Here is a 22,873-nt window from a genome sequence, read left to right as displayed (position 1 = left end):
AGAAAAGCCAAGGAAGCCCGCATGAAATGGACTTTGCTCGCCTTTGCCGCCCTGATTCTCGGGCCCATCCTGATTTGGCGTGCTCGCCGAAACGCCACGCCGGTCTACGATGCCGAGCAGATGAACGAAGGTGCCTTATGGGGCTACTTCCTGATTTTGGTGGGGGCGTGGGGTGCGCTCTCCATGATCGCCAACCCAAGCGATCTGTTCTTCGTCGTGATGATGGTGGCAAGCGTGCTGGCGCTGATCGCCCGCCTGCGCGGCTACAAGGCCAAGGGCAATGAACGGAACCTGCCCGACTGGGCCGCCTTCGGCTTTTCCAACGCCCTGGTGTTGGCCCTGATCGGCCTGGGCAAGACTTTCGTGGTCGAACCGATGCAGATCCCGTCCAGTTCCATGCGGCCCGGCCTGGTGGTGGGCGACTTCATCCTGATCAATAAGTCGGCCTATGGCGTGCGGATTCCCTTCCTGAATATCCCTATCATTCCGATGGGCAAGCCGGAACGTGGCGACGTGGTGGTATTCCACTATCCGCAGGATACCAAGATCAATTTCATCAAGCGGGTGATCGGCCTGCCGGGCGACAAGGTCGAGTATCACAACAAGCTGCTGACCATCAATGGCGTCAAGGTGGATAGCATTCCGGTCGGCGACTATCCTTATTCCGACACCGGCGTAGAAACCGTGCAGGCGATCAGGATGCGCGAAACCCTGGGCAACAAGCCGCACGACACCTTGAATGTGCCGGGCACGCCCACCCTGCAACCCGCTTCCGTGGTGGATTTTCCCATGCGCGAAAATTGCCAGCACGACGAGACCGGCTTTACCTGCACCGTGCCGCCCAATCGATACCTGATGCTGGGCGACAATCGCGACAACAGCAACGATGGCCGCTACTGGGGCTTCGTACCGGACGACCACCTGGCCGGACGGGCCTTCCTGATCTGGATGAATTTCGGCGACTTCAGCCGCATCGGAACACGTATCCAATAGTCCGGGGACGTATCGGAAGTTCACAAAACTTGCGAGTCTCCCTAGAATGGCGCGGATCACGTAGAGATACACTGATCTAACTCGCCAACGAGCGTCAGCGAGGCTCCCTCGCAGGGCGAGGGCGGGGCCGCCCGGGTAAGGGGGAGTGGGATAAGTCAGCGAGGGAATCGTTGATTTATCAAAGTCCGTGAACACCCGGCTTTGCCGGGTGGTGAACTGCGATTTGAGTACGCGCAATATTTCAGTGCGTCCTAGTTGTTTCGCGCCAACGTACTTATAAAAAAGGAAATAGCATGCAAAAGCAACGTGGCCTCAGCATGGTGACCATGCTTGCCTGGGGCATTATCCTCGGGGGCGCCCTGGTCCTCTCGCTTAAATTGATTCCCGCCTACAGCGAGTACTTCGGCGTCAAATCGGTGCTCAAGAAGCTGGTGGTCGAACAATCCGGTGCACCGGTCTCGGATATCCGCGAGTCGTTCGACAAGCGGGCCAATATCGAGAACATTTCCTCGGTCAAGGGCGAAGACCTGGAGATCTTGCAGGATCAGCAGGGCACCACGGTTACCGTGGCCTACCAGCGTGTGATACCGCTGGTCGCCAATGTCAGCCTGCTATTCGACTTCACCGCCGAGGAACGCCATGGCGGCGCCGGCAAGTGAGTGGTGAAACCGCGCGGCTCGAAACCGCGCTCTCCTACCATTTTCGCGATCAGGGCAAGCTCGGCCAAGCCCTGACCCACCGCAGCTTTGGCGTGCCGCATAATGAGCGCCTGGAATTCCTGGGCGACAGCATACTCAATGCCGTGGTGGCCAGGCTGCTGTTCGATGCCTTTCCCGAACGCAGCGAGGGCGAATTATCGCGGCTACGCGCCAGCCTGGTGAAGAAGGAAACGCTGGCCGAGCTGGCGCAAGCACTGAAGCTGAGCGATTACGTCCGCCTGGGCGATGGCGAAGCCCGCAGCGGCGGTTTTCAACGGCCGTCCATCCTGGCCGACACCTTGGAGGCGATCTTCGCCGCCATCTGCCTGGATCAGGACTTTGTCGCGGCCAGCCGGACCATCGCCTTGCTGCTGGGCCCCAAGATCGCCGCCATCGATCCAGAGACGCATGGCAAGGACAGCAAGACCAAGTTGCAGGAATGGTTGCAGGCACGCAGGCTGGCCCTCCCGCAATACCGTATCGTCAGCCAGCACGGCGAGGCGCATGATCAGCATTTCGTCGTGGAATGCCAGATTGCCGAGTTGGCGTTGGCTGCCAAGGGCGAAGGCGCGAGTCGCCGGGCCGCCGAGCAGGAAGCCGCAACCCGCGCGCTCGATGCTCTGCCCACAGTCAGGAAAGCGCACAAGCCATGACCGAACAAGCAATTCCCTTCCGCACTGGTTATATCGCCATTGTCGGGCGCCCCAATGTGGGCAAGTCCACCCTGCTCAATCGTTTGATTGGCCAGAAGATCAGCATCGTCTCGCGCAAGGCGCAGACGACGCGCCATCGCATTACCGGTATCCGTACCGATCCGGATGCCCAATTCGTCTTTGTCGATACGCCGGGCTTCCAGACCAAGTACAAGAGCGCCTTGAACGACGCCATGAACCGTGGCGTCACCACCACCTTATCGGATGTGGATGCGGTCTTGTTCGTGATCGAGGCCAGTAAATTCGATGCGCGCGATCTGGAAGTCATCAAGCTGTTGCCCAAGCATCGCCCGGTCATCCTGGTGCTCAACAAGGCCGATCTACTGAAGGATAAGGGCCAGCTACTGCCGTTTATCCAGCGCATGGCGACCCAGTTCGAGTTCCACGCCATCGTGCCGGTATCGGCCAAGAAGATCATGAAGATCGATGTATTGGTCGATGTGATCAAGCCCTTGCTGCCTGAAGGCGCGCCGATGTACGAGGAAGACCAGGTCACCGACCGCAGCGAGCGTTTCCTCGCTTCGGAACTGATACGGGAAAAAATATTCCGCCTGGTTGGCGACGAACTACCTTACTCCACCGCGGTGGAGATCGAGAAGTACGAAGAGGAAGGCAATCTGCGCCGCATTTTCGCCTCCATCCTGGTGGACCGCGACGCGCAAAAGGCCATCATCATCGGCCACGATGGCGACAAGCTCAAGGAAATCTCCACCCAGGCGCGTACCGACATGGAAAAAATGTTCGATTGCACGGTCTATCTGGAGGTCTTCGTCAAGGTCAAGAGCGGTTGGGCGGACGACACCCGCTTGGTACGGCAATTCGGTTACGAGTGACCGGCATCGCCCTTGACCGCGGCAACTGCTGATGGCCGCCGTTACTTTTGCCCGCAGCAAACAGCGCGTCGAAGCCACGCCGTGCTGGTTGTTGCACAGCTATCCGTACAAGGAAACCAGCCTGATCGTCGAGGTACTCAGCCGCCAGCATGGGCGGGTGGCCTTGGTGGCGCGTGGCGCGCGGCGGCCGACTTCCAGCTTGCGGGGCAATTTGCTGGCTTTTCAGCCCTTGATGCTGTCGTGGTTCGGCGGCGGCGAGCTGAAAACCCTGCATGCCGCCGAATGGCAGGGCGGGGTAGCGCAGCTGACGGGCTTGCCGCTGATCTGCGGCTTCTACCTGAACGAGTTGCTGCTGCGCTTGGTGCCGCGTGAAGATGCCCATCCCGGCCTGTTCGACGCTTATCGGCTCGCCGCGATCGCGCTTGCCAAGGCGCCTACCGAGGTCGAACCCGTCCTGCGGCGCTTCGAACTGACCTTGCTGACCGAGCTGGGATATGGCTTGACCTTGGCACGCGATCTACATGGCCAGCCCGTGGAAGCGGCCAGGGAGTATCGTTTCCTGAGTGGACGAGGCATTGTCCCCGCGAACGAAATCCCGGCGGGCATGGGCGTGGGTTTGTCCGGCCGAAGTCTCGCTGCCATGGCCGCGGGTGACTATAGCGAGCCGCAATCGGCACTGCAGGCCAAACAGTTGATGCGGGTACTGCTGGCCGAGTTGCTGGGCGACGCCCCGCTGCATACCCGAAAAATTCTGCGCGACTTGCATAAGCTTTGAAATGATCTTTGGAATCGGTACCGATATTGTCGAAATAGCCCGCCTGGGCCACAGTTATCAGCGACATGGCCAACGCCTGCTCGCCCGCCTGCTGGCACCGGACGAGCAGGTCGAGTTCGCCGCCGCGAGCGATCCGGCGCGCTTCCTGGCCAAACGCTGGGCAGCCAAGGAAGCCTTCGCCAAGGCCTTGGGTACCGGTATCCGGCCACCGGTCACGCTGGCCGGCATTGGTGTCGGTCATGATGAAGCCGGCAGACCCATCCTGATTTTCGATCCGGCGATCCAGCAGTTATTGCGACAACAGGGTATTCAAAATGCCCATCTGTCGCTCAGCGATGAACGATTGTCCGCCGTGGCTTTCGTTATACTGGAAAGCGCCGGAACGGCTTGCCTATAACTGGGTCATACGGGTTACCATTCAACCGTCATACCAAGAGGACACTCCTAGATGATTGCCATCGAACACAAGGATCACGCGGTGCTCGCCTCGATTGCCGGCGAATTCACCTTGGCGGATTACCGGGAGTTCGAAGAGAACGTACTGTATGAGCTGAAGTTTCGCGGGCGACCCAATTTGCTGTTCGATCTCAGCGGCATGTTGGGCTACACCCTGGATGTGGTGTGGGAGGAAATACGCTTCTCCCGCCAGCATGCCACCGAGTTCGGCCGCATCGCCGTGGTGACCAGCGACCAATGGACGACCTGGGCGACCTGGGTGGCGCGTCTGTTCGTGGATAGCGACGTGCTGGTCTTCGATAATCTGCAACAGGCGGAAAGCTGGTTGCTTGAAATACAACCGGTGGAAGGCTGATGCGCCGTCTGTTCGAATCCCTGACCGGCATGGTCAAGCGCGACACGGATCCACTGTCCGAGCCGCGCACGGCCATGACCTGGATGCGCGAGATCAAACAGGAAGACATCAGTACCCAGCTATCCGCCGTACGGGATATGGTGGCCAAGATAGAAGGCCGTAATTCCGTCAACCTGGCTACGCTGCAGGCCTTGTTCGTCATCGACGAAAAAATCCAGCCCACCTACGAGCAGGTTCGCCAGCAATACATTCAGAATCCCCGTGCCGGCAAGGCCATAGAAGAAAAGCTATGGGACGATATCGTCGGTTTCGCGCGCGCCATGCTGGCAGCCTATGAGCCCTTCGTCCGCCTCGAGGAACCCGCCCTGGGCGAGGAAGCCGGCTTTATCCAGTCGACCGCCCTGATGCTGGCCCGCGCCATGCACTATGTCGGCATCCAGGTGAAGTGGCATTACTTCCGCTTCCAGAATCCGCCGGCCACGCTGTGGGCAACGGCCAATCAACTCTACCGGCTGGCGGAAGTCAGCGGCGTGGATAGCCAGGCCTTCCGCCTCTATCCCGACCAGGAAACCCAGCCGACCTCCTGCGCGGATGAATTTATCCGTATCCAGATGCTGTCGTCCTTGCATAACGGCAATTTCAGTCTGCGCCAGTTCGACTGGGCTGACCGCTGGCTGTCGATCTGGTCCGGCAATGTGCAGGTGGAACGCAAGTACCGCGACGGTGTACACCAGTTCTGCGTCAACCTGGCCGAGCCCATGGGCGCGGTCAAGATCAACGAAGCGATCGAAGGCGATATGCTGCGCTTCTGGGGCGTGGGCGCCTTGCTGGCGGAGATGGGCAAGCTGATGAACCAGCTGGAAGCCGGCGATTCGCCTGCCCGCCTGGGCCTGGGCGACGATGCGCGCATGCCGTCCTGCCTGGAATTCCTGCGCCAATTGGAGATCCTCTGGTCGCGCGAGCGTAGCCAGGATACCAATCGCAGCGAACGTACCAAGGTCAATAAGCTGGTGCAGATCACCTCCGGCCTTGCCACGGTGTTTTCCGCGGTGCGCTTCGACGACGAGCGCGCCATGGCGCGTGCCAGCGTGCGCGGCACGCCGGACGGCGACGAAGTGATGGATATGAAGCTGTACGGCTACGTGACCGAACGGACCCGGCAAAAGCTGGTACAGGCGCAGTCGCGCAACCATGCCTATGCGAACAAGGCCAAGTCCATCGAGCACGACGAATGGGTGGTGGAAAACCAATCGGCCGGCGGCTTCGGCGCCATCCTGCCGGTCGAAGGACACGACTGGGTACGCTTGGGCGTACTACTGGCCGTGCGCAACGACGAGCAATCGAGCTGGATGATCGCCGTTATCCGCAGGCTCAACCGAATCAACCCCGAGCAGATCTACGCCGGTGTGCAGATCCTGACCAATACGCCGGTAGCCGCCAGCATGAAATCGCTGGATGAAGAACGCCATGTACCGGTGGTGGGGGAGGGCATCGATACGGTCGGCCTGGTACTGCGCAAGAATGCCCTCTATATCCCGTATCTGGGCGAGGGCAAACGCATCAATACCGTATTGATGCACGCGGCCGACTATGCGCCAGGGCGGCTCTATCATCTGGTGGCCAGGGAAAAGGCCTTTATGATCCGGATCGGCGAAACCCTCGAAAAGGGACCGGACTGGATCTGGACCTCGGTCGAGCTGCTGCGCCGCGACGCTTGAAAGGCGCGTCTGCTTAAAAAACAGGCGGCGCCTTCCAAAGCCAAGGCGAACAGGGACTTGCAGGACTTACTCGCGACTTATGCCTGGATTTATCCACAGTGCGTGGGGATGGTTTGCCTTTGCTATGGTTGTAAGCTTTTAATGGCTTGCGGCGATGCATTCAAAATTTTACAATGAATGCGTCGAAATCATTTATGCATGGTGCTTACATGGCAATGCTGACCGTACGCAATCTGCCTGACGATGTGCATCGCGCTTTACGGGTACGGGCAGCGCAACATGGGCGCAGTACCGAGGCTGAGGTCCGAGAAATTCTGGCGATGGCGGTCAAGCCGGAAGAGCGTGTTCGCATGGGTGATGCCCTGGCGGCATTGGGCCGCCAGAACGGCCTGAGCAACGAGGATTTCGAGATCTTCGACCGAGTAAAAGATAGAACGCCGGCCGAGCCGCTGAGATTTGAATGATCGTCCTCGATACCAACGTCGTTTCAGAGGCGATGAAACCCGAGCCGCATCCAGCCGTGCGGGCTTGGCTGAACGATCAAGCTGCCGAAACGTTATATCTGTCCAGTGTGACTCAGGCCGAATTACTGTTTGGCATCGCTGCACTCCCAGCTGGTAGGCGAAAGGATAGTCTGGCACGGACCCTTGATGGCCTGATGGGCCTATTCGGCGAGCGGGTGCTGCCCTTCGATACCCATGCGGCACGGCACTATGCCGAGCTTGCAGTGAACGCCAAGGCTGGCGGACGAGGATTCCCAATACCTGACGGCTACATCGCTGCGATTGCCGCGTCGCGGCGTTTCATCGTGGCGTCGCGCGATATGGCCCCTTACGAGGCCGCCGGCGTTTCCGTCATCAATCCGTGGGAAGCATAGCAAGGTCCCTCTAGCGGCTAGTGATGAGAGCAAAGGTACGGCAGTTCGGCATGCGTACCTTTGGACTCACCGGAATGAGTTCTTTGTCGTTCCCTAAGCCCCCGCCATCCGCGCCTTCAGCCACACGCCGATCGCCATGATCTCTTCCATGCATACCGAATGCGGCATGTTGTAGCTATGCCAGCTGCTCGGATTGCCGGCCGCCGCTACCTGATTGGCAGCCGCTTCGCCCAGCGCGTAGGGCACGACGGGGTCTTGCAGGCCGTGGGCGGCGAATACCGGCGTGGTCCGGTTGGCCGGGCTGCTTTCCGTGGCCAGCAGGCTGGCGGAGGGAATATAGGTCGATAGGGCGATAATGCCGGCCAGCCGCTCAGGGTGGGTCAGTCCCACGCTATAAGCCATGGCGCCGCCTTGCGAAAAACCGGCCAGCACGATGCGCTCGCTGGGGATGCCGCGCTGATTCTCACGGGCGATCAGCGCCTGGATCGCTTTGCAGCTCAGGCGGATACCTGCTTCGTCCACCCGGCGGCTGATGCTGTCCAGCTCCAGGATGTCGTACCAGGCCCGCATCACATAGCCGTTATTGCAGGTGACCGGAATCATCGGTGCATGCGGGAAGATAAAGCGTACGCCGGCCTGCTCGGCCAGGCCCAGTTCCGGCACGATGGAGACAAAGTCGTTGCCGTCGGCGCCCAGGCCATGCATCCAGATTACCGACCAGGCCACCTGGGGCTTGGTCTCCATTTCGATCGCGTCGAGCAGTTGGCTCATCGGCTATTTCCTTTGAAAGACGGTGAAACTAACACGGCGCTATTTCAGGGCCGCATGACGGAAGCAATGCACGGTGTGGTCGTTGACCAGGCCGGTCGCCTGCATATAGGCATAGATGATGGTGGAGCCGACAAACTTGAAGCCCCGCTTGGACAAGTCTTTCGAGATCCGGTCGGACAGCGGCGTCTTGGCCGGGACTTCGCCCTTGGCCCAGTTGTTCTGAATGGCCCGCCCATCGACATAATCCCACAGCAAATGATCCAGGCTCAGCCCCTCGTCGCGGAGCCGCAGCCAAGCCTGGGCATTCACGATGGTCGCCGCCACCTTGAGTCGGTTGCGCACGATGCCGGGGTCGGCCAGCAGGCTGGCGACCTTGACCGCATCGTAAAGGGCGATCCGCTCCGCATCCCAGCCATCGAAAGCGACCCGATAGTTGGCGCGTTTGTTCAGGATGGTCTCCCAGCTGAGGCCGGCTTGCGCGCCTTCCAGATTGAGCATCTCGAACAGCGTGGCTTCGTCGTGGCAGGGCACGCCCCATTCCTCGTCGTGATAGGCGAGGTAAAGCGGATTCTTCGGGTTGGCCCAGGAACAGCGGCAGGTTTCGGTCATTTGGTGGGCTCCATCCAGATTCATCGCAATGCCGGCACGGCTTGCGGCTTGAGCGGCGCCACCGGTTCGCTGGCCAGTTTGCGCTGCAGATAGGCAATGGCGGCGGCCAATTGCTTGTCCTCGCCCATAAAGGTCGCATGCGGGGGATTGTCCACTTCCATGTCCGGCTGAACCCCGTCACCTTCGATGATCCAGCGGCCATCCATGCCGTATTGGGGCGATTCCGCTACCCGTGCCCGGCCTGCGTCGACCAGGTTGTTACGGTCGGACAGCCATACGCCGGCCCCGGCGGTACGCGTACCGATCAGCGGGCCAAGTTTCAGCGCCTTGATGCCGGCGGCAAAGGTCTCGCCGTCGGAGTAGGTCAGCGCATCGGTCAGGACCACCAGATGGCCGCGGAAGGTCTGCTGCATATTGGCGTAAGGTGCGGTACCCGGGGGCGCCCAGTAGGCCCAGACCCGGCGCAGCAGTTTTTCGATAATCCAGCTATCGATATTGCCGCCGTTGTTGCGGCGCACGTCGATGATCAAGCCATCCCGTTCGTACTGGCCGTAGAACTCCCGCACGAAGCTGGCCATGTCGGTGCTGCCCATGGCGCGCAGGTGCAGATAACCGAGCTTGCCCTGGCCGGCTCGCTCGACCAACTCGAGGCGGCGCTGTTCCCAGTCGGTGTAGCGTAGCGCGGCGTGCTGCTGGGCATTGACCGGGGTCACCACCACGCGGCGCACCGCCGTTTCGCCACGCTTGACCTCCAGCAGCACCTGCTGGCCGGCCTGGTTGCGCAGCAATTCTGAGATATCCTGCATCTCGTTGCTGCGGTAGCCATTGACCGCCACGATCACGTCGCCCACCCGGACATCCACGCCAGGCGCTTGCAAGGGAGAACGTTCGCTTGGCAGTTCGCGTTCGCTCTTGTAGATATGCGCCACTTTCCAGCCATTGATGACCGGCTCCAGCAAGGCGCCCAATCCCGCTGCGGTGGCGCCGTCCTGGCTGCGGCGAACATCGCCCGGCACCACCTGCGAATGCAGGCTGCCTACTTCCGCCACCATTTGCGCCAGGACGTCGTCCAGCTCGCTGCGATCGCTCACCCGATCCAGCAGCGGCAAATACTGCTTGCGCACCGCCAGCCAGTCCACGCCGCGTAATTGGCGGTCGTACAGCTGGTCGCGGTGCACGCGCCAGCTATCTGCGAACATCTGCCGCCATTCCTGCGGCGGATCGATACGCATGCGCCAGTCGCCTATACGCACGCTGGACGGGCCAAGCTCGGCCGGCACCTTGGCGGCGGCGTCAACGATATACATGGTGGCGCCATCGTCGTCGCCCTTGCGGTAGAACAGTTTCTTGCCGTCCTGCGACAGGGCGAATTCGTTGACATCGGCGACGAACAACTCGGCCTTGGGGACGGTGTTGTCGATTGCCAGGCTCTTCAGCTCATCCTTGCCGTCGTTGCGCTCCAGCAGGTAGAGGCGCTTGTCGCTGCTTTGCACGGCTTTGAAATTGCCTGCCGGCAGGGGAACTTCGAACAGCCGCTCCGCCAGGCCTTCGAACTGGATGGCGGCGGGCTTGGCGTCGGATTTCCTGGCTTCCTTCGCTTCCGGCTTGGCGGCATCGGCCGGCTTGTCTTCCACCGTGGGCTTGGCCGCCTGCAATTCATCCTTGGGTTGGAAGGGGAAGCGATTGGCCGCCTGTAGCGCCAAGGCATAGATTTTTCCGCGGCGGTCGAGATGGGCGCCGGTATTGCGATCGCCCCAGGTGCTGCCGGTCTGGAGTTGGAAACTGCGATTGGACAGGAACCACAGCCATTTGTTGTCCGGGCTGAAGCTGGGCGAAGTCGATTCGTACTTGTCGCTGGTCAGCCAGTGGGTGCGCTTGTGCTCCAGGGAATAGAGGCCGATCTGGTTCAGCTGGCGGTTATTGGTGGGCCGGACCAGGGCGATGGCGCGGCTATCGGGTGACCAGACGATGTCGGCATACTCATCGCTGCCGACCAGGCTGCCGTCATCCGCTAATTCATTCTTGCCGCTGGCCAGCTCCAACAGCCACAAGCGGCCGCGCTTGTCGCTATGCGCCAACCATTTGCCATCAGGCGAGGGGTAGATGTCCACCCGCGCGACGCTGCCATCATGGGTAAGCGCATGGCCCCCGCTACCGCCGTCGGCCGGGAAGCGCCAGATTTCCTGCTCGCCGCTGGCGTCGCAAATGGCATACAGCCACTTGCCGTCCTTGCCGATCACGGCGGCGCCAAGGCGGCTGCCGGGCGGTTGCGTGATATCGACCCGGCGGATGGGGCCGATGCCGGCCACGGTGACGCGGCCACGGGCGGTAATGGCAACCTTGTCCCCCTCGGCTGCGAGCTTGCTTGAGCTCATATAGCGCAGTGGTTTTTCCAGCCAGCGCGGGCGCATTTGATCGAAGTCCGAGGCAAGGCTGATGGGCACGGCCTGGTCACGTTTGGCGGCCAGTTCGTATAGCCGCAGATCGGCGCCCAATTGATAGACGATACGCCCGTTGCCCATGCTGGCCGAACGCACGTCGAAAGTCGTATGCTGGGTCAGCGGGCTGAAATTGCTGCCGTCCGGCTGCATGCTCCACAGATTATCGCGGCCGCTTTGGTCGCTGATTACCACCAGCTGGCCATTCCACCACATCGGCCGGCGCAGATTGCTGTCCTGCGGGCCGATACGCTCCGCTTCCCGGCCGCCCTTCAGCGCATAGCGCCAAAGTTGCGACAAGGCGCCGCCCCGGTAGTGGCGAGCATTGTCGCCGGTGGTGGCCAGGCCGAAGCGCACGAAGTAGAGATACTCGCCGCTATCATCCAGCACCGCGTCGTTGGCGTCGGCCAGCGGAAAGATGCGCTTGGCCAGGGTTTTCGGCGCGACGGCCGCTACCACCCGCTGCGCGTTCGGACCGGTGGCATGCTGGGCGCTGAACAGGACTTCGCCTTGCGGCGTCCAGCCCAGGGTAAAGGCACGGCTGTTCTCGAAGCTGACACGCTTGGGCAGGCCGCCCGCCAAGGGCATCACGTAGACCTCGGTCGGTCCCTCGTACGCGGCGGAAAAGGCGACCCACTTACCGTCGGGCGAGATCGACGAGCGGTTTTCCTCGGCCGGGTGGGTGGTCAGCCGACGGGCGTTGCCGCCACTCGCCGGCGCGGACCAGAGGTCGCCCTCGGCGGTGAACACCAGGGTGTCGTTCCGTACCGACGGAAAACGGAAGTAGCCATTGCCGGCAGCCCAAGCCGGCCAGGCGGCCAGCACGGCCGCCGTGGTCAATGCAACGCGCGATAGTTTGAACACAGCCCATCCCTTTTGTGAGACATGACAAAAAGGGCGATGGTACACGTCCTGCCGTGCCGGACTGAATGGCCTGCGACGGTTTGTTGCGGGCGAGGATGAATGGCGGGCAGGGAGCAGGGGGAGGACAAACCCATGCACGCAGTACCGCTTACGAATTGGGGACTGTGCCCTGCTTGTAATCCACTAGTGCTTATTCCCAACCCAATCCAAGCGCATTTTCATAACGGGCAACTTCTTCATTCGGCATGCCTTGTTCCAACAGGGAGGTTTGCCAATGCGTCCGCACGTACTGCTGGGTTGCTTCAAACCACATTGAAGCCTCCTCCCTTTCATACTGATAATGACTGACGGCTGCCTCGATAAGATCTTCTCGGTTCGCGCTCCAAACCAGACGGGGTGTATTCGTACCTGTGCCGTGTCGCCCCGCCTTCACATACCGGTAGGCGCTTGACATCGCAGGTCGCCGCATGGCTGCAACCGGTGTGACGACATCGAAGGCCGGGGACAACTGCCAGATGCCCGCATGGGGGTCGCTACAAATCAGACCATGGTTCCGTGTATGGTCGTCGATGTTGCGAACCAAGCCATTGAAAACAATACGGCGCCACAGCTCGCGAAGTTGCTCGGCATGATGGGTTTTTCCACCGCACCACCTCATCATTGCGTCGGCGAATGCAGGATAGCTTCTGGCCAGAGACTGTGGATCGAAACCTCGCGTAGCGTAAAGTGCGATGTCTCTAGGGTCTGCCCTCAGTTCTGCGATATCCATTCTTAAAACCGAATGGGCGCTGACGTAAGGGATGCGCGCAAACCCTCCGTTAACCTTGTACCTATCAAATCGCTCGACAAGCAGTCCGAATTTCTCTTTGCCAGGCAGGCGATACACTTCGGCTTTACAGGCATTGATGCCGCATTTTGTTGCCATGCAAAGCAATGCCGCCTCAACGTGAGGTAACCAAGGCGTATCGCCGTTCGCCGGAAATTTAAGTAGGAATTGCTTATCCTTTCGCTCGATCGAAAGTTTGGGTTTAGTCCCACCCAGGCTGGTACCGTTGTTGACCGCTTGTAGCACCGCCGTTTCGACATGGGTTTCTGCAAGTTTCTTTGCAGTATCCAGTGCCTCATAGTGCTCAAGGAACTCGTCCAGCGTTAAGGCAATTGATCGAGACGAATCCAGCTCCCCTAACGCGATATTGCCTACCCCGTCTACAGGGCAGAGAACTAGCGATTCGAACAGATCCACAGGACGCCCCAGGCGGCGTTCGAGTACGCGACGCCCCCAGTCGTCTGGACCTGCATCGCGAAATAACGGGAAGATGGCATCACCGTTTATCACCTTGATCTGCTTGTTCTTGATCGGCATATCCGGTGCTAAGCCGGGAAAATGGCCCGCACGGTATTGGTCGTCGTAGGTGAAGGTGCCAACTCTGCGATCAGGTTCAAGCCGGAAGACTCCCGCGACTATGGGATCAACAGCGTCGGCGGGCCATACATGTACTAGCGTTTCCCGAGCCATGATCAAACCCTCGTGAGCAGTCGGTCCAGGGGACCAAAGTTCACACCAGGCACTTCAAGGTGCCAGATGGCAAGGGCATATGACCCGATCTGAACGGTCGGCATGCCTTGCTCCATGGCCACCACCGTGTTTGGTGCCACGCCTATCATGTCGGCCAGCGCACGCTGGTTGAGGCCGCGTTCTTTCCTTGCGTGGCGAATGGCTTCGCCTAGCGACTCGAGTTGCAGTTGGAGTGCAATCGGCAGGTTCGGTTTGATATCATCGCGGTAACGAGGCATTTGGATCAACCTATTGAGAATATTTCATGAGTCTGGATCAATAGGTTAAGCATTTCAAATTTTCTTGAGATGCAAAATATCAACCTATTGCGCTAAATAAAGTATTTGACGCAATAGGTTGATATTTTTCCTTCTTTGCTGCCTCCGAAAGGTCATGCATGGCTTGTCTGCGTATGAGCTAGCCGATCACGCATGGTTCAGTGCTTCCTCATTGCCTGAGCAAATCCTCCCAGATCTTGTTCAGCCGCTTGGTCGATACCGGGTAGGGCGTACGAAGTTCCTGGGCGAACAGGCTGACGCGCAATTCCTCCAGCATCCAGCGGAAGGGCGCCAAGGGGGCAGGGTCGCGGCCCAACTTGCGCCATTTGTCCTGTTCCGCCTCCCAGCGCGCCCATAGCGCCGCCACGTCGGTACCGCGCTGGGCATCGCGTGCCTGGTTGGCGTTGTATTTCTCCAGACGCACTTTGATGGCCTTCAGATAGCGTCCCAGGTGCGGTAGCTGCTCCCACGGCGTGTCTTGCAGGAAGCCGCGATAGACCAGGCGGCTCAACTGCTGTTTCAGCTCGCTTTGCAGCCGGACCGGCTTGGCCAGCTGGGCTTGCAATTGCTGGTACTCGCCGCCCACCTCCTGCAGGACGCGATAGGCGGCGTCGCGCACGGCGGGCAGGCGTGCCTTGGCGCGTTGCTTTTGATTGTCGAAGTCCTTTTGCGAGCGGGGCAGGGCGTCTTCGCCGATAAAGGCGCGGTCGCAGACACAGGCCACCAGATCGTTCATCAGGCTGTCGGAATCGGCCACGCCACGCAGTTGCAGGGCGTTCTGGGTGAAATTGGCAAAGCATTTGGGCAGCTGCTTGACCTGTTCCTTCAGTTCCATCTGCATCAGCCGGACCACGCCCTGGCGATGGGCGGCTTCGGCCGCCGCCTCGGTATCGTAAAGACGGATGGCGCAGGCGGCTTCGAAAGGCACCAGGGCTGGATACCCGGTCAATTTGGCGCCGCCCCGCTCGAAGGTCAGCTTGGCCGGCAGATCACCGAAATTCCAGCTGACGATACCGTCCTTTTCGATGGCGGGGCCGGCGGCGGCAGGTTTGGGTGAGGCGGGTGCGCCAGCCGGCGGCGCGCCAGCCGCCTTGCTTCCTTTGGCGGTGGCAGGGGCGGGCGCCTTGGCCGGTTGGGCCGCTACTTCGCGGAAGGTCATTTGCGCCGCTTCGCCCAATTGGGCGCGCAGGCTGACCAGATCGCGGCCGCTGGCCAATTCCTGGCCGGCGTCATCCACCACTCGGATATTCATCCGCAGGTGGCCGGGCAGGTCGCCGCTATCGAATTCGTCCACGCCGACCGGTTGGCCAATGCCACGCCCAACGGCCTGGGCCAGTTGCGGCAGCAGTGCGGCGCGATGGTCGGCCTTGTCCAGCGTGACCAGGGTGCGGGTCACGAAATCCGGCACCGGTACGCAGAGGCGGCGGATAGACTTGGGCAGCGATTTGACCAGATGGGTGATCTTCTCGCGTATCAAGCCCGGCACCAGCCAGTCGAAAGCATGGCCATTGACCTTGTTGAGCAGATGCAAGGGCAACTGCACGCTGACGCCGTCCAGCGGATGGCCCGGTTCGAAGCGATAGGCCAGCGGCAGTTCCAGGCCATCCAAGGGCAGGGTGGGGGGGAACTGCTGCACGGTGATGGACTCGCCGGCATGGCGCATCAGATCGTCGCGATTGAGGAAAAGCAGCTGCGGCTGTTCCTTTTCCGCCTGCTTGCGCCAGGCATCGAAACCCTGGCCGTTCATCACCTCGGCCGGCACCCGCTGGTCGTAGAAATCGAACAGCACCGTCTCGTCCACCAGCACGTCCTGGCGGCGGGCCTTGTGCTCCAGTTCCTCGATCTCGCTGATGAGCTTTTCGTTGTGCAGCCAGAACGCCGCGCGGGTATTGAAGCGGCGCCCGGCCAGGCCTTCGCGCAACATGATTTCGCGTGCTTCGGCCGGCCGGATCGAACCGAAGTGCACCTTGCGGCGGGCGATGACCGGCAAGCCGTACAGGGTGACCCGTTCGCTGGCGGTGACCTGGGCCATGCCCTCGTCCCAGTGCGGTTCGAAATAGTCGCGATTGACCAGGTGGTCGGCCAGCTTTTCCAGCCATTCCGGCTGGATGGCCGCCACGCAGCGGGCGTATAGCTTGGTGGTTTCGACCAGTTCGGCCGAAATGACCCATTTGGGCCGGTTCTTCTTCAGGCCCGAGCCGGGAAAGATGCTGAATTTGATGCCGCGGGCGCCCAGGTACTCGTCCTCGTCCGGCTGCTTCATCCCGACCTGGCCCAAGAGGCCGGCGCACAGCGCCCGATGCAGGGCGTCGTGATGGTTCTGCGCCGCTTGCTGGCGCGCTTTCTCGGCTTTCTTGCCGGCACCGGGTGCAGCCTCGGGCAGTGCCGCAGGTGCCGGCGTGTCGACGGGGCGGCTGTCGCGCACCTTCCAGCCCATATCCTCGACGATATCGGCCAGCTGCTTGTGCAGTTCGCGCCATTCGCGCATGCGCAGATAGCTGAGGAAATTGGTATGGCATTCCTGTACCAGCAGCTTGTTGGATTGCTTGTTTTGCAGGGCCTGTTCGAAGAAGTGCCAGAGGTTGAGCAGGCTGACAAAATCGGATTTATCGTCGGCGAACTTGGCGTGCGCGCGGTCGGCTGCGTCGCGCGCTTCGAAGGGGCGGTCGCGCGGGTCCTGGATGCTCAGGGCGGAAGCGATGATCAGCAGCTCGGCCAGGCAGCCTTCGTCGCGGCCGGCCAGGATCATGCGGCCGATCTTGGGGTCGATCGGCAGGCGGGCCAATTCCTGGCCCAGGCGGGTCAGGCTGCCCAGGCTATCCACCGCGCCCAGCTCATGCAGCAGGGCATAACCGTCGGCGATCAGGCGGCCGGGCGGCGCTTCCAGGAAAGGGAAGTCCTCCACCCGTCCCAGTTTGAGCGCCTGCATGCGCAGAATCACGGCGGCCAGCGAAGAGCGCAGGATTTCCGGATCGGTAAAGGCCGGCCGGCCCAGAAAATCCTTCTCGCTATAAAGCCGCACGCAGATACCGGCGGCCACCCGGCCGCAGCGGCCGGCGCGTTGGCGGGCCGAGGCCTGCGAGATCTTTTCGATCTGCAATTGTTCGACCTTGGCGCGCGGCGAGTAGCGGTTGACCCGTGCCAGGCCCGAGTCGATCACATAGCGTATGCCGGGAACGGTCAGCGAGGTTTCCGCCACATTGGTGGAGAGGACGATGCGGCGGCCATTGGAGGGACGGAACACCTTCTGCTGGTCTTCGGCCGACAGGCGGGCAAACAGCGGCACGATCTCGGCGCCCATGATCTTGGCGCGGCGCAGCTGCTCGGCGGTTTCGCGAATCTCGCGCTCGCCCGGCATGAATACCAGTACGTCGCCCATGCCGTCGTTGCGCCACAGATCCTGCACCACATCGACCACGGCTTCTTCCATTTCCAGGTCGGCATCGTCCTGGTCCTTGGAACGCAGCTCCTTATAACGGACCTCCACCGGATAGGTGCGGCCCGATACCTCGATCACCGGGGCGCCGTCGAAATGCTGGCTGAATCGCTCGGCATCGATGGTGGCGGACGTGACGATCAATTTCAGGTCGGGGCGGCGCGGTAGCAGTTGCTTCAGGAAACCCAGCAGGAAATCGATATTGAGCGAACGCTCGTGCGCCTCGTCGACGATGATGGTGTCGTACTGGCTGAGAAAGCGGTCGGTCTGGGTTTCGGCCAGCAGGATGCCGTCGGTCATCAGCTTGACCAGGCTCAATTCGGACGATTTGTCGGTAAAGCGCACCTTGTAGCCGACCGTGTCGCCCAGTTCGGTCTTCAACTCCTGGGCGATACGGCTGGCCACGGTGCGGGCCGCCAGGCGGCGCGGCTGGGTATGGCCGATCAGGCCGGCGACACCGCGTCCCAACTCCAGGCAGATCTTGGGCAGCTGGGTGGTCTTGCCCGAACCGGTCTCGCCGCAGAGGATGACCACCTGGTGCTTTGCAATGGCACTGCGCACTTCGTCGCGGCGCTGGTTGACCGGCAAGGACTCGTCGAACTGCGGTTTGGGCAGCTTGGCCAGGCGCGCGGCGTACTTGGCCTGCGAGGCGGCGACGGCCTGCGCCAGTTCCGCGTCGGCACGTTCGGTGGGCTGTCCCTGCTTGTGCCGTTCACGCAGCGAACGCAGTTTCTGCCTTAAGGTATGGTGATCGCGCAACAGACAGGAAGAAAGGGCGAGATCGAACTGGGCTGGGAGCATGGCTGGCTAGGACTTGATAAGCGGAATCGATACGAGCGCCACACGCTTTGGAGCAAGGTGCGGCGGCGTAGGGAGACCCGCGCGAGGGTCGCGGGTCTTGCCGGCCGCATTATATCCGGGCCGGGCTGATATTGGAGGACACCCTTGGCCTGGGCTGGCGGCGGGAACGAGCTGGCTTGCCCGTTCCCGCCTGTCTGGTGCTGGCCGCTTGAGTGGCCTTGGTCAGTGGATAGTGGCGGGATAGTTGCTTGCCACCCACTGTTCGAAGTCGGCACACATCGCCGTTTCCGACACGCTATTGTCCGCCAGCACCTGGTCGCCATGGACGATACGGATGATGGCATCCAGCTGGGCCGGATAGTCCGCCGAATAATCACGCTGCTTGGCGGCGGCAATGCTGGCCTGGGCCGATTGCCAAGCGGCATCCACGGTCAGATTGCACTTCTCCGCCAGGTAACGGGCCGAGAATCCTTCGCCGGTCAGGCTCAGCAGGGTGGCGTTGTGATTGATGCTGTTGCCCGGTCCCCAGTAATGCTGCGACAACAAGGGGCCGATGGCCGGATTGTCGGTCAGGTAGCCGAAGCGCTCCAGGAAGTAGGCGCGGGTCTGGTAGACCGCCATATGGGCCAGCAGATAACCATGATAGGCGGCGGCCGATTCCTGGTTCAGCAGGTGGGGGATGGACAGCATCGGACGGGGGCTTTCCACGCCCAGTACCCGCTGTTCGGTGGCGCGCGCCAAGGCCAGCACGCCGGCAGGCGTCAACTCGCGTTCATCCATGCCATACAGCGCGGATTCGAAGTAAGACACCACGGCGATCGACCGTTCGTTGTAGGCGGCGAAGGGCTGGCTGGTTTCGATCCGTGCACGGATCAGCTCATCCGGAATGGCTTCGCCGGTCTCGTTGACGGCATAGCGCTTCAACCAATCGGCATCTTCGAGCAAGCTATCGCAGAACATGGACTGGGTTTCGGCATACGCCATCGAAGTCGGCGCAAATTCCTGCGAAAAGCAGGGCGAATTTTGCGTCACATTGGCGAAGTGGGCCGCATGGCCGCCTTCGTGAAATAGCGTGTTGAGCGCGCGCCAGCCGCTGCCGACCTGATCGGGCTTGGCCTCGGCGGTAAAGTTGATCTGCGCCGCAATCCAGTTGCCCCGTTCGTCGAAGTAGCTGGGGATGGGGCCGTGGCAGAAACCATTCTGGTACTTGCCCTTACGCTCCAGCAGATCCAGCTGCATGGTGGCGCCGCGGTATTGGATGCCCAGGCGGCGGAAGCTTTCCACCCAGCGGCGCAAGCCCTTGCCGAAGGTCACATAGGGATCCATGCGCCGCAGCACATCGCCATTCATATGGAAACGCAGATTCCACGGTTGCGCCGCATCCTCTCCGTGCGCTGTCCGCAAGCCTTGCAGGGCACGGGTATTGGCGGCGCGGGTACGGGTTTCGAAGTCGTCCAGGATGCCGAACAGCGTTTCGGGCGACATCTGCTCGTTCTTGCGCACCTTGTAGTCGAAGTAGTCGCGGAAACCCAGCGAGCGGGCGAAGCGGTTGCGCAGGCGCACGATGTCGAGATAGCCGTTTTCCAATACCCAGGTTTCCAGCGAGCGCAGGCTCTCGAAGGAGCTGCGCCGGGAGGCTTCCTGCGGATTCATCGACAGGTTGGTGGCCAGCATCGACAGCGAAGCGTCCTCGCGTTCGCCTTGCTCATTGATATGTTGCAGAGTCAGTTGCTGGCGCTTGGCGAACAGCGCCGACTCGGTTTCGATCAACTCGCGCATCAGGGTGCGGGCGGTTTCGTTGTCCACGATATTGCTCTCGAACAACGCCAGCCAGCCCTGCAGGCCATGTCGCAACGCATCGCGGTCGGCGCTTTCCGGCGCGGCATCCAGGCTGGCCAGGTGTGCGCGGGTTTCGGCCAGCCGATCGGGCGCGGAAATAAAATCCTTGTAAGCCTGTTCCGCCTGGGCAAAACCGGCGTGATCGTCGCTGGTTGCCATATAGGTGGACCAGAACAGGTCTTCCTTGTGTTTATGTACGGCGAGATAGTCGCGATTCAATTGCTCAAAGAACTGGCGGGCGTTTTCCATGGTAAGGGGCGCTCTTGGCTTGGGGTGCGGGTGGGCAGGATAGCGCCAACGATGTGGCCGGGTGAAGACAATTCTTGGTGCTGTGGCGATTGCGCAGTCGGGCAGACATCAGAACGGGCGTGAACTATATATATAGGCGTCAGCGTTCATTAATTTTCTGCTCCGGCCGGGTAGGTGGGTCGGATGGAAGGAGAGCACGATGCTGCAGCGCGGTGGTCTGGGTCGCAAGCTAATGATTCCCGTCTTGTTGGCGGGTGTCGCCATGTTATGTGCGGTGATGGCCATCCTGGCCCATATCCGCGAACGCACCGTCGAGGCGGCCGGCATGAATACCGCGCAAGCGCTCGCCAGCCAGATCGTGACATTGCGCAGCTTCTATACCGCCGAGATCGGTCCGCGCGCCAAGAAGGCCGGCATGAAGCTCAATTTCGATTTCTTCACGGCGGACAATACGTTGCCGCTGCCCGCCACCCTGGTCAAGACCCTGGGTGAAAGCATCACCAAGGACCACCCGGGCATGGCGATCCGGCTCTATAGCCGCCACCCCTTCCCTAATCGGACCAATGAGCGCTACGACGAATTCGAGATGAGCGCCATTGCCGCCCTCGAAAAAGCACCCAAGGTCCCGCAGACCAAGATGGAAAAGCGCGGCGACAAGTTGTACGCGCGCTATGCCGTGGCCGACATCATGAAGGAGGGCTGCGTTGCTTGCCATAACTCCCGGCCGGACTCACCCAAGAAGGACTGGAAAGTGGGTGATGTACGGGGCGTGGTGGCGGTGACGGTGCCGGTGGACCAGGTGGCCGGCCAGATCAACAAGGGCATCGGTAGCGTGGGGCTGGCGGTGCTGGCCGGCTTCTTCGCCATCTCCGCGGTGACGATCATGGCGACCCGCCGTATCGCCGGTACGGTGCATGAGTTGGCGGAACGCGCCGGCCAGGTCGAATCCAGCGGCGACTTCACCTTGGCGATGCCGGTCCGGGGCAACGATGAAATCGCCGGTATCGCCAAGGCCTTCAATAGCCTGTTGAATCACTTCCGTGCCGTGATCAGCGAGATACGCGAAGACGCCAACCAGGTGCTGGCTGAGTCGGTTCGGCTGGCGGATGCAGCCGCCAAGGTCAGCCAGTCTTCCATGCAGCAGAGCGATCTGGCGGCCGCCGTTTCCGCTTCGGTGGAGCAGGTCAGTACCAGTATCGGCCATGTGTCGTCCGAAGCGCACGAAGCGGCGGACCAGTCGGCCGCGACCAGCCGCTTGGCGCGCGAGGGTGGTGAAGTGGCGCAAGAGGCGGCCGGCGAGATGGACAGGGTGGCCGCCGCGGTGGAAACCATGGCCGCCGTGGTGGGCCAGCTGGGCCAACGCTCGGCACAGATCAGCGTGATCGCCAATACCATCCGCGATATCGCCGACCAGACCAATCTTTTGGCCTTGAATGCGGCCATCGAGGCCGCCCGGGCGGGCGAGCAGGGTAGGGGCTTTGCCGTGGTGGCGGACGAGGTGCGCAAGCTGGCGGAACGGACCAGCGTGGCAACCCGCGAAATCGCTTCCACCATCGATGCCATCCAGCAGGAATCACGCAGTGCGGGCGACGCCATGGCGCACCATGCCGACCTGGTCAGCCGCGGCTCATCCTTCTCGCGCCGTGCCGCGGAATCGCTGCAGCAGATCAATACCGCCGCGAACACGGCCGGTCAGCATATCGGCGAGATCGCCACCGCAACCGACCAGCAAAACACCGCCAGCCATCAGATTGCCCGCAATATGGAGCAGATCGCCATGATGACCGAGGGCAATGCGCAGTCGGTGGCGATTGCCGCCAGCTCGGCCGACAAGCTGAGATCGTTGGCAGGACGCTTGCAGGACACCGTGAATCGCTTCAAGGTATAAACGGCAGTGGAAATAAGAAAAGCCCAACCTTCACAGGTTGGGCTTTTCTCTTTATTGGCGGAGTGGACGGGACTCGAACCCGCGACCCCCGGCGTGACAGGCCGGTATTCTAACCAACTGAACTACCACTCCAGTACTGCAACTACATGACTTTGGTGGGCGATACTGGGATCGAACCAGTGACCCCTGCCGTGTGAAGGCAGTGCTCTACCCCTGAGCTAACCGCCCGAAATCCGTGTTTCCGATTTCGGAAAGGGGCGCATTGAAACATGCGCTGCCAAACTACGTCAAGTCTTTCGTCGTTTGGCTGGCCGACGCTTGCTGCTGCGGCGACCATCTTGATTCTGGCGGAGTGGACGGGACTCGAACCCGCGACCCCCGGCGTGACAGGCCGGTATTCTAACCAACTGAACTACCACTCCGCGTTGGCCTCGCTGCAACTCATCGTTTGCTGCAAGGGGGCGGATTAAAGCATAGCCTTTCGAATTGTGTCAACGCTGTTGCACAAAGGAAATCCGATAAAAATTGGCATGCCGGGCATCATGTTCGCGGCGCGAAAAACATTGGCGCCAATCGTTTATTTTAAATCAATGACTTTTCGATTTTCGGTCCCCGCCCACGCGCCGTCGTCGCGGTAAGTAGCCTTGCCAGGCGCGGGGCAGGCTGCTTTTCTCGCGCTTTCTAAGGCAACGACAGGATGGCGGCCCGTCGGGCTTGCTGATATAAA

18 protein-coding genes and 3 tRNA genes are annotated in these 22,873 nt (G+C 61.1%); 11 read left to right on the top strand and 10 right to left on the bottom strand.

Features of this window, described 5'->3' with window-relative positions; all coding sequences use genetic code 11:
* Positions 1-21: 21 nt before the first annotated feature.
* The 10 genes from lepB (at position 22) to FNU76_RS03700 (ending at position 7,418) form a co-directional block, all read left to right on the top strand.
* Positions 22-993, top strand: coding sequence for a signal peptidase I (gene lepB, locus FNU76_RS03745; protein ID WP_143856463.1), 972 nt, complete (start codon positions 22-24; stop codon positions 991-993).
* 293 nt (positions 994-1,286) lie between these two features.
* Positions 1,287-1,652, top strand: coding sequence for a DUF4845 domain-containing protein (locus FNU76_RS03740; protein ID WP_143856462.1), 366 nt, complete (start codon positions 1,287-1,289; stop codon positions 1,650-1,652).
* Positions 1,649-2,344 carry a ribonuclease III gene (gene rnc / locus FNU76_RS03735; protein ID WP_143856461.1) on the top strand — a complete coding sequence of 232 codons (696 nt, stop codon included), beginning with the start codon at positions 1,649-1,651 and terminating at the stop codon, positions 2,342-2,344. Before FNU76_RS03740 ends, rnc begins: the two co-directional genes overlap by 4 nt.
* Positions 2,341-3,237 (top strand): GTPase Era, encoded by an 897-nt coding sequence (gene era, locus FNU76_RS03730; RefSeq protein ID WP_143856460.1) that lies wholly within the window; start codon positions 2,341-2,343, stop codon positions 3,235-3,237. The genes rnc and era overlap by 4 nt, the downstream gene beginning before the upstream one ends.
* Before the next feature lie 31 nt (positions 3,238-3,268).
* Positions 3,269-4,012 carry a DNA repair protein RecO gene (gene recO, locus FNU76_RS03725; protein WP_143856459.1) on the top strand — a complete coding sequence of 248 codons (744 nt, stop codon included), beginning with the start codon at positions 3,269-3,271 and terminating at the stop codon, positions 4,010-4,012.
* Between the two features lies 1 nt (position 4,013).
* The gene (gene acpS / locus FNU76_RS03720) at positions 4,014-4,409 is read left to right on the top strand and encodes a holo-ACP synthase (protein WP_143856458.1); all 396 of its coding nucleotides are present in this window, start codon (positions 4,014-4,016) and stop codon (positions 4,407-4,409) included.
* 51 nt (positions 4,410-4,460) lie between these two features.
* Positions 4,461-4,823: a SpoIIAA family protein gene (locus FNU76_RS03715; RefSeq protein WP_143856457.1), complete on the top strand. Its 363-nt coding sequence runs from the start codon at positions 4,461-4,463 to the stop codon at positions 4,821-4,823.
* Positions 4,823-6,541, top strand: coding sequence for a cyclic-di-GMP receptor FimW-related protein (locus tag FNU76_RS03710; protein ID WP_143856456.1), 1,719 nt, complete (start codon positions 4,823-4,825; stop codon positions 6,539-6,541). Before FNU76_RS03715 ends, FNU76_RS03710 begins: the two co-directional genes overlap by 1 nt.
* 209 nt (positions 6,542-6,750) lie before the next feature.
* Complete coding sequence (locus FNU76_RS03705) at positions 6,751-7,005, top strand: FitA-like ribbon-helix-helix domain-containing protein (protein ID WP_143856455.1); 255 nt, start codon at positions 6,751-6,753, stop codon at positions 7,003-7,005.
* Positions 7,002-7,418, top strand: a complete 417-nt coding sequence (locus FNU76_RS03700) for a type II toxin-antitoxin system VapC family toxin (RefSeq protein WP_143856454.1) — start codon at positions 7,002-7,004, stop codon at positions 7,416-7,418. The genes FNU76_RS03705 and FNU76_RS03700 overlap by 4 nt, the downstream gene beginning before the upstream one ends.
* 93 nt (positions 7,419-7,511) lie before the next feature.
* Here the strand turns inward: FNU76_RS03700 and FNU76_RS03695 are convergent, their stop codons facing one another.
* The 7 genes from FNU76_RS03695 to FNU76_RS03665 form a co-directional block, all read right to left on the bottom strand.
* Positions 7,512-8,189, bottom strand: coding sequence for an alpha/beta hydrolase (locus tag FNU76_RS03695; RefSeq protein WP_143856453.1), 678 nt, complete (start codon positions 8,187-8,189; stop codon positions 7,512-7,514).
* A gap of 39 nt (positions 8,190-8,228) precedes the next feature.
* Complete coding sequence (locus FNU76_RS03690) at positions 8,229-8,798, bottom strand: DNA-3-methyladenine glycosylase I (RefSeq protein ID WP_143856452.1); 570 nt, start codon at positions 8,796-8,798, stop codon at positions 8,229-8,231.
* A 20-nt stretch (positions 8,799-8,818) separates the two neighbouring features.
* Complete coding sequence (locus tag FNU76_RS03685) at positions 8,819-12,100, bottom strand: S41 family peptidase (protein ID WP_143856451.1); 3,282 nt, start codon at positions 12,098-12,100, stop codon at positions 8,819-8,821.
* Between the two features lie 190 nt (positions 12,101-12,290).
* A complete protein-coding gene (locus FNU76_RS03680) occupies positions 12,291-13,616 on the bottom strand; it encodes a type II toxin-antitoxin system HipA family toxin (protein WP_143856450.1) in 1,326 nt (441 codons plus the stop codon).
* A gap of 2 nt (positions 13,617-13,618) precedes the next feature.
* Entirely contained in the window at positions 13,619-13,894 is a 276-nt protein-coding gene (locus FNU76_RS03675) for a helix-turn-helix transcriptional regulator (protein ID WP_143856449.1), read from the bottom strand.
* Positions 13,895-14,102: 208 nt separating this feature from the next.
* Positions 14,103-18,170 (bottom strand): ATP-dependent RNA helicase HrpA, encoded by a 4,068-nt coding sequence (hrpA, locus tag FNU76_RS03670; protein ID WP_143856448.1) that lies wholly within the window; start codon positions 18,168-18,170, stop codon positions 14,103-14,105.
* A 222-nt stretch (positions 18,171-18,392) separates the two neighbouring features.
* Positions 18,393-20,258 (bottom strand): M3 family metallopeptidase, encoded by a 1,866-nt coding sequence (locus FNU76_RS03665; RefSeq protein WP_143856447.1) that lies wholly within the window; start codon positions 20,256-20,258, stop codon positions 18,393-18,395.
* A 199-nt stretch (positions 20,259-20,457) separates the two neighbouring features.
* Between FNU76_RS03665 and FNU76_RS03660 the strand changes: the two genes are divergently transcribed.
* Positions 20,458-22,146, top strand: coding sequence for a methyl-accepting chemotaxis protein (locus tag FNU76_RS03660; RefSeq protein WP_143856446.1), 1,689 nt, complete (start codon positions 20,458-20,460; stop codon positions 22,144-22,146).
* A 55-nt stretch (positions 22,147-22,201) separates the two neighbouring features.
* On the opposite strand, the gene FNU76_RS03655 is transcribed toward FNU76_RS03660, so the two are convergent.
* The 3 genes from FNU76_RS03655 to FNU76_RS03645 form a co-directional block, all read right to left on the bottom strand.
* A tRNA-Asp gene (locus FNU76_RS03655) sits at positions 22,202-22,278 on the bottom strand.
* 21 nt (positions 22,279-22,299) lie between these two features.
* Positions 22,300-22,374 (bottom strand) — tRNA-Val (locus FNU76_RS03650).
* Between the two features lie 117 nt (positions 22,375-22,491).
* Positions 22,492-22,568: transfer RNA gene (locus tag FNU76_RS03645), tRNA-Asp, on the bottom strand.
* Positions 22,569-22,873: the final 305 nt, after the last annotated feature.

It is taken from the genome of Chitinimonas arctica, assembly GCF_007431345.1.
Classification (GTDB): Bacteria; Pseudomonadota; Gammaproteobacteria; order Burkholderiales; family Chitinimonadaceae; genus Chitinimonas; species Chitinimonas arctica.
This window is presented reverse-complemented; position numbering and strand designations above follow the sequence as displayed.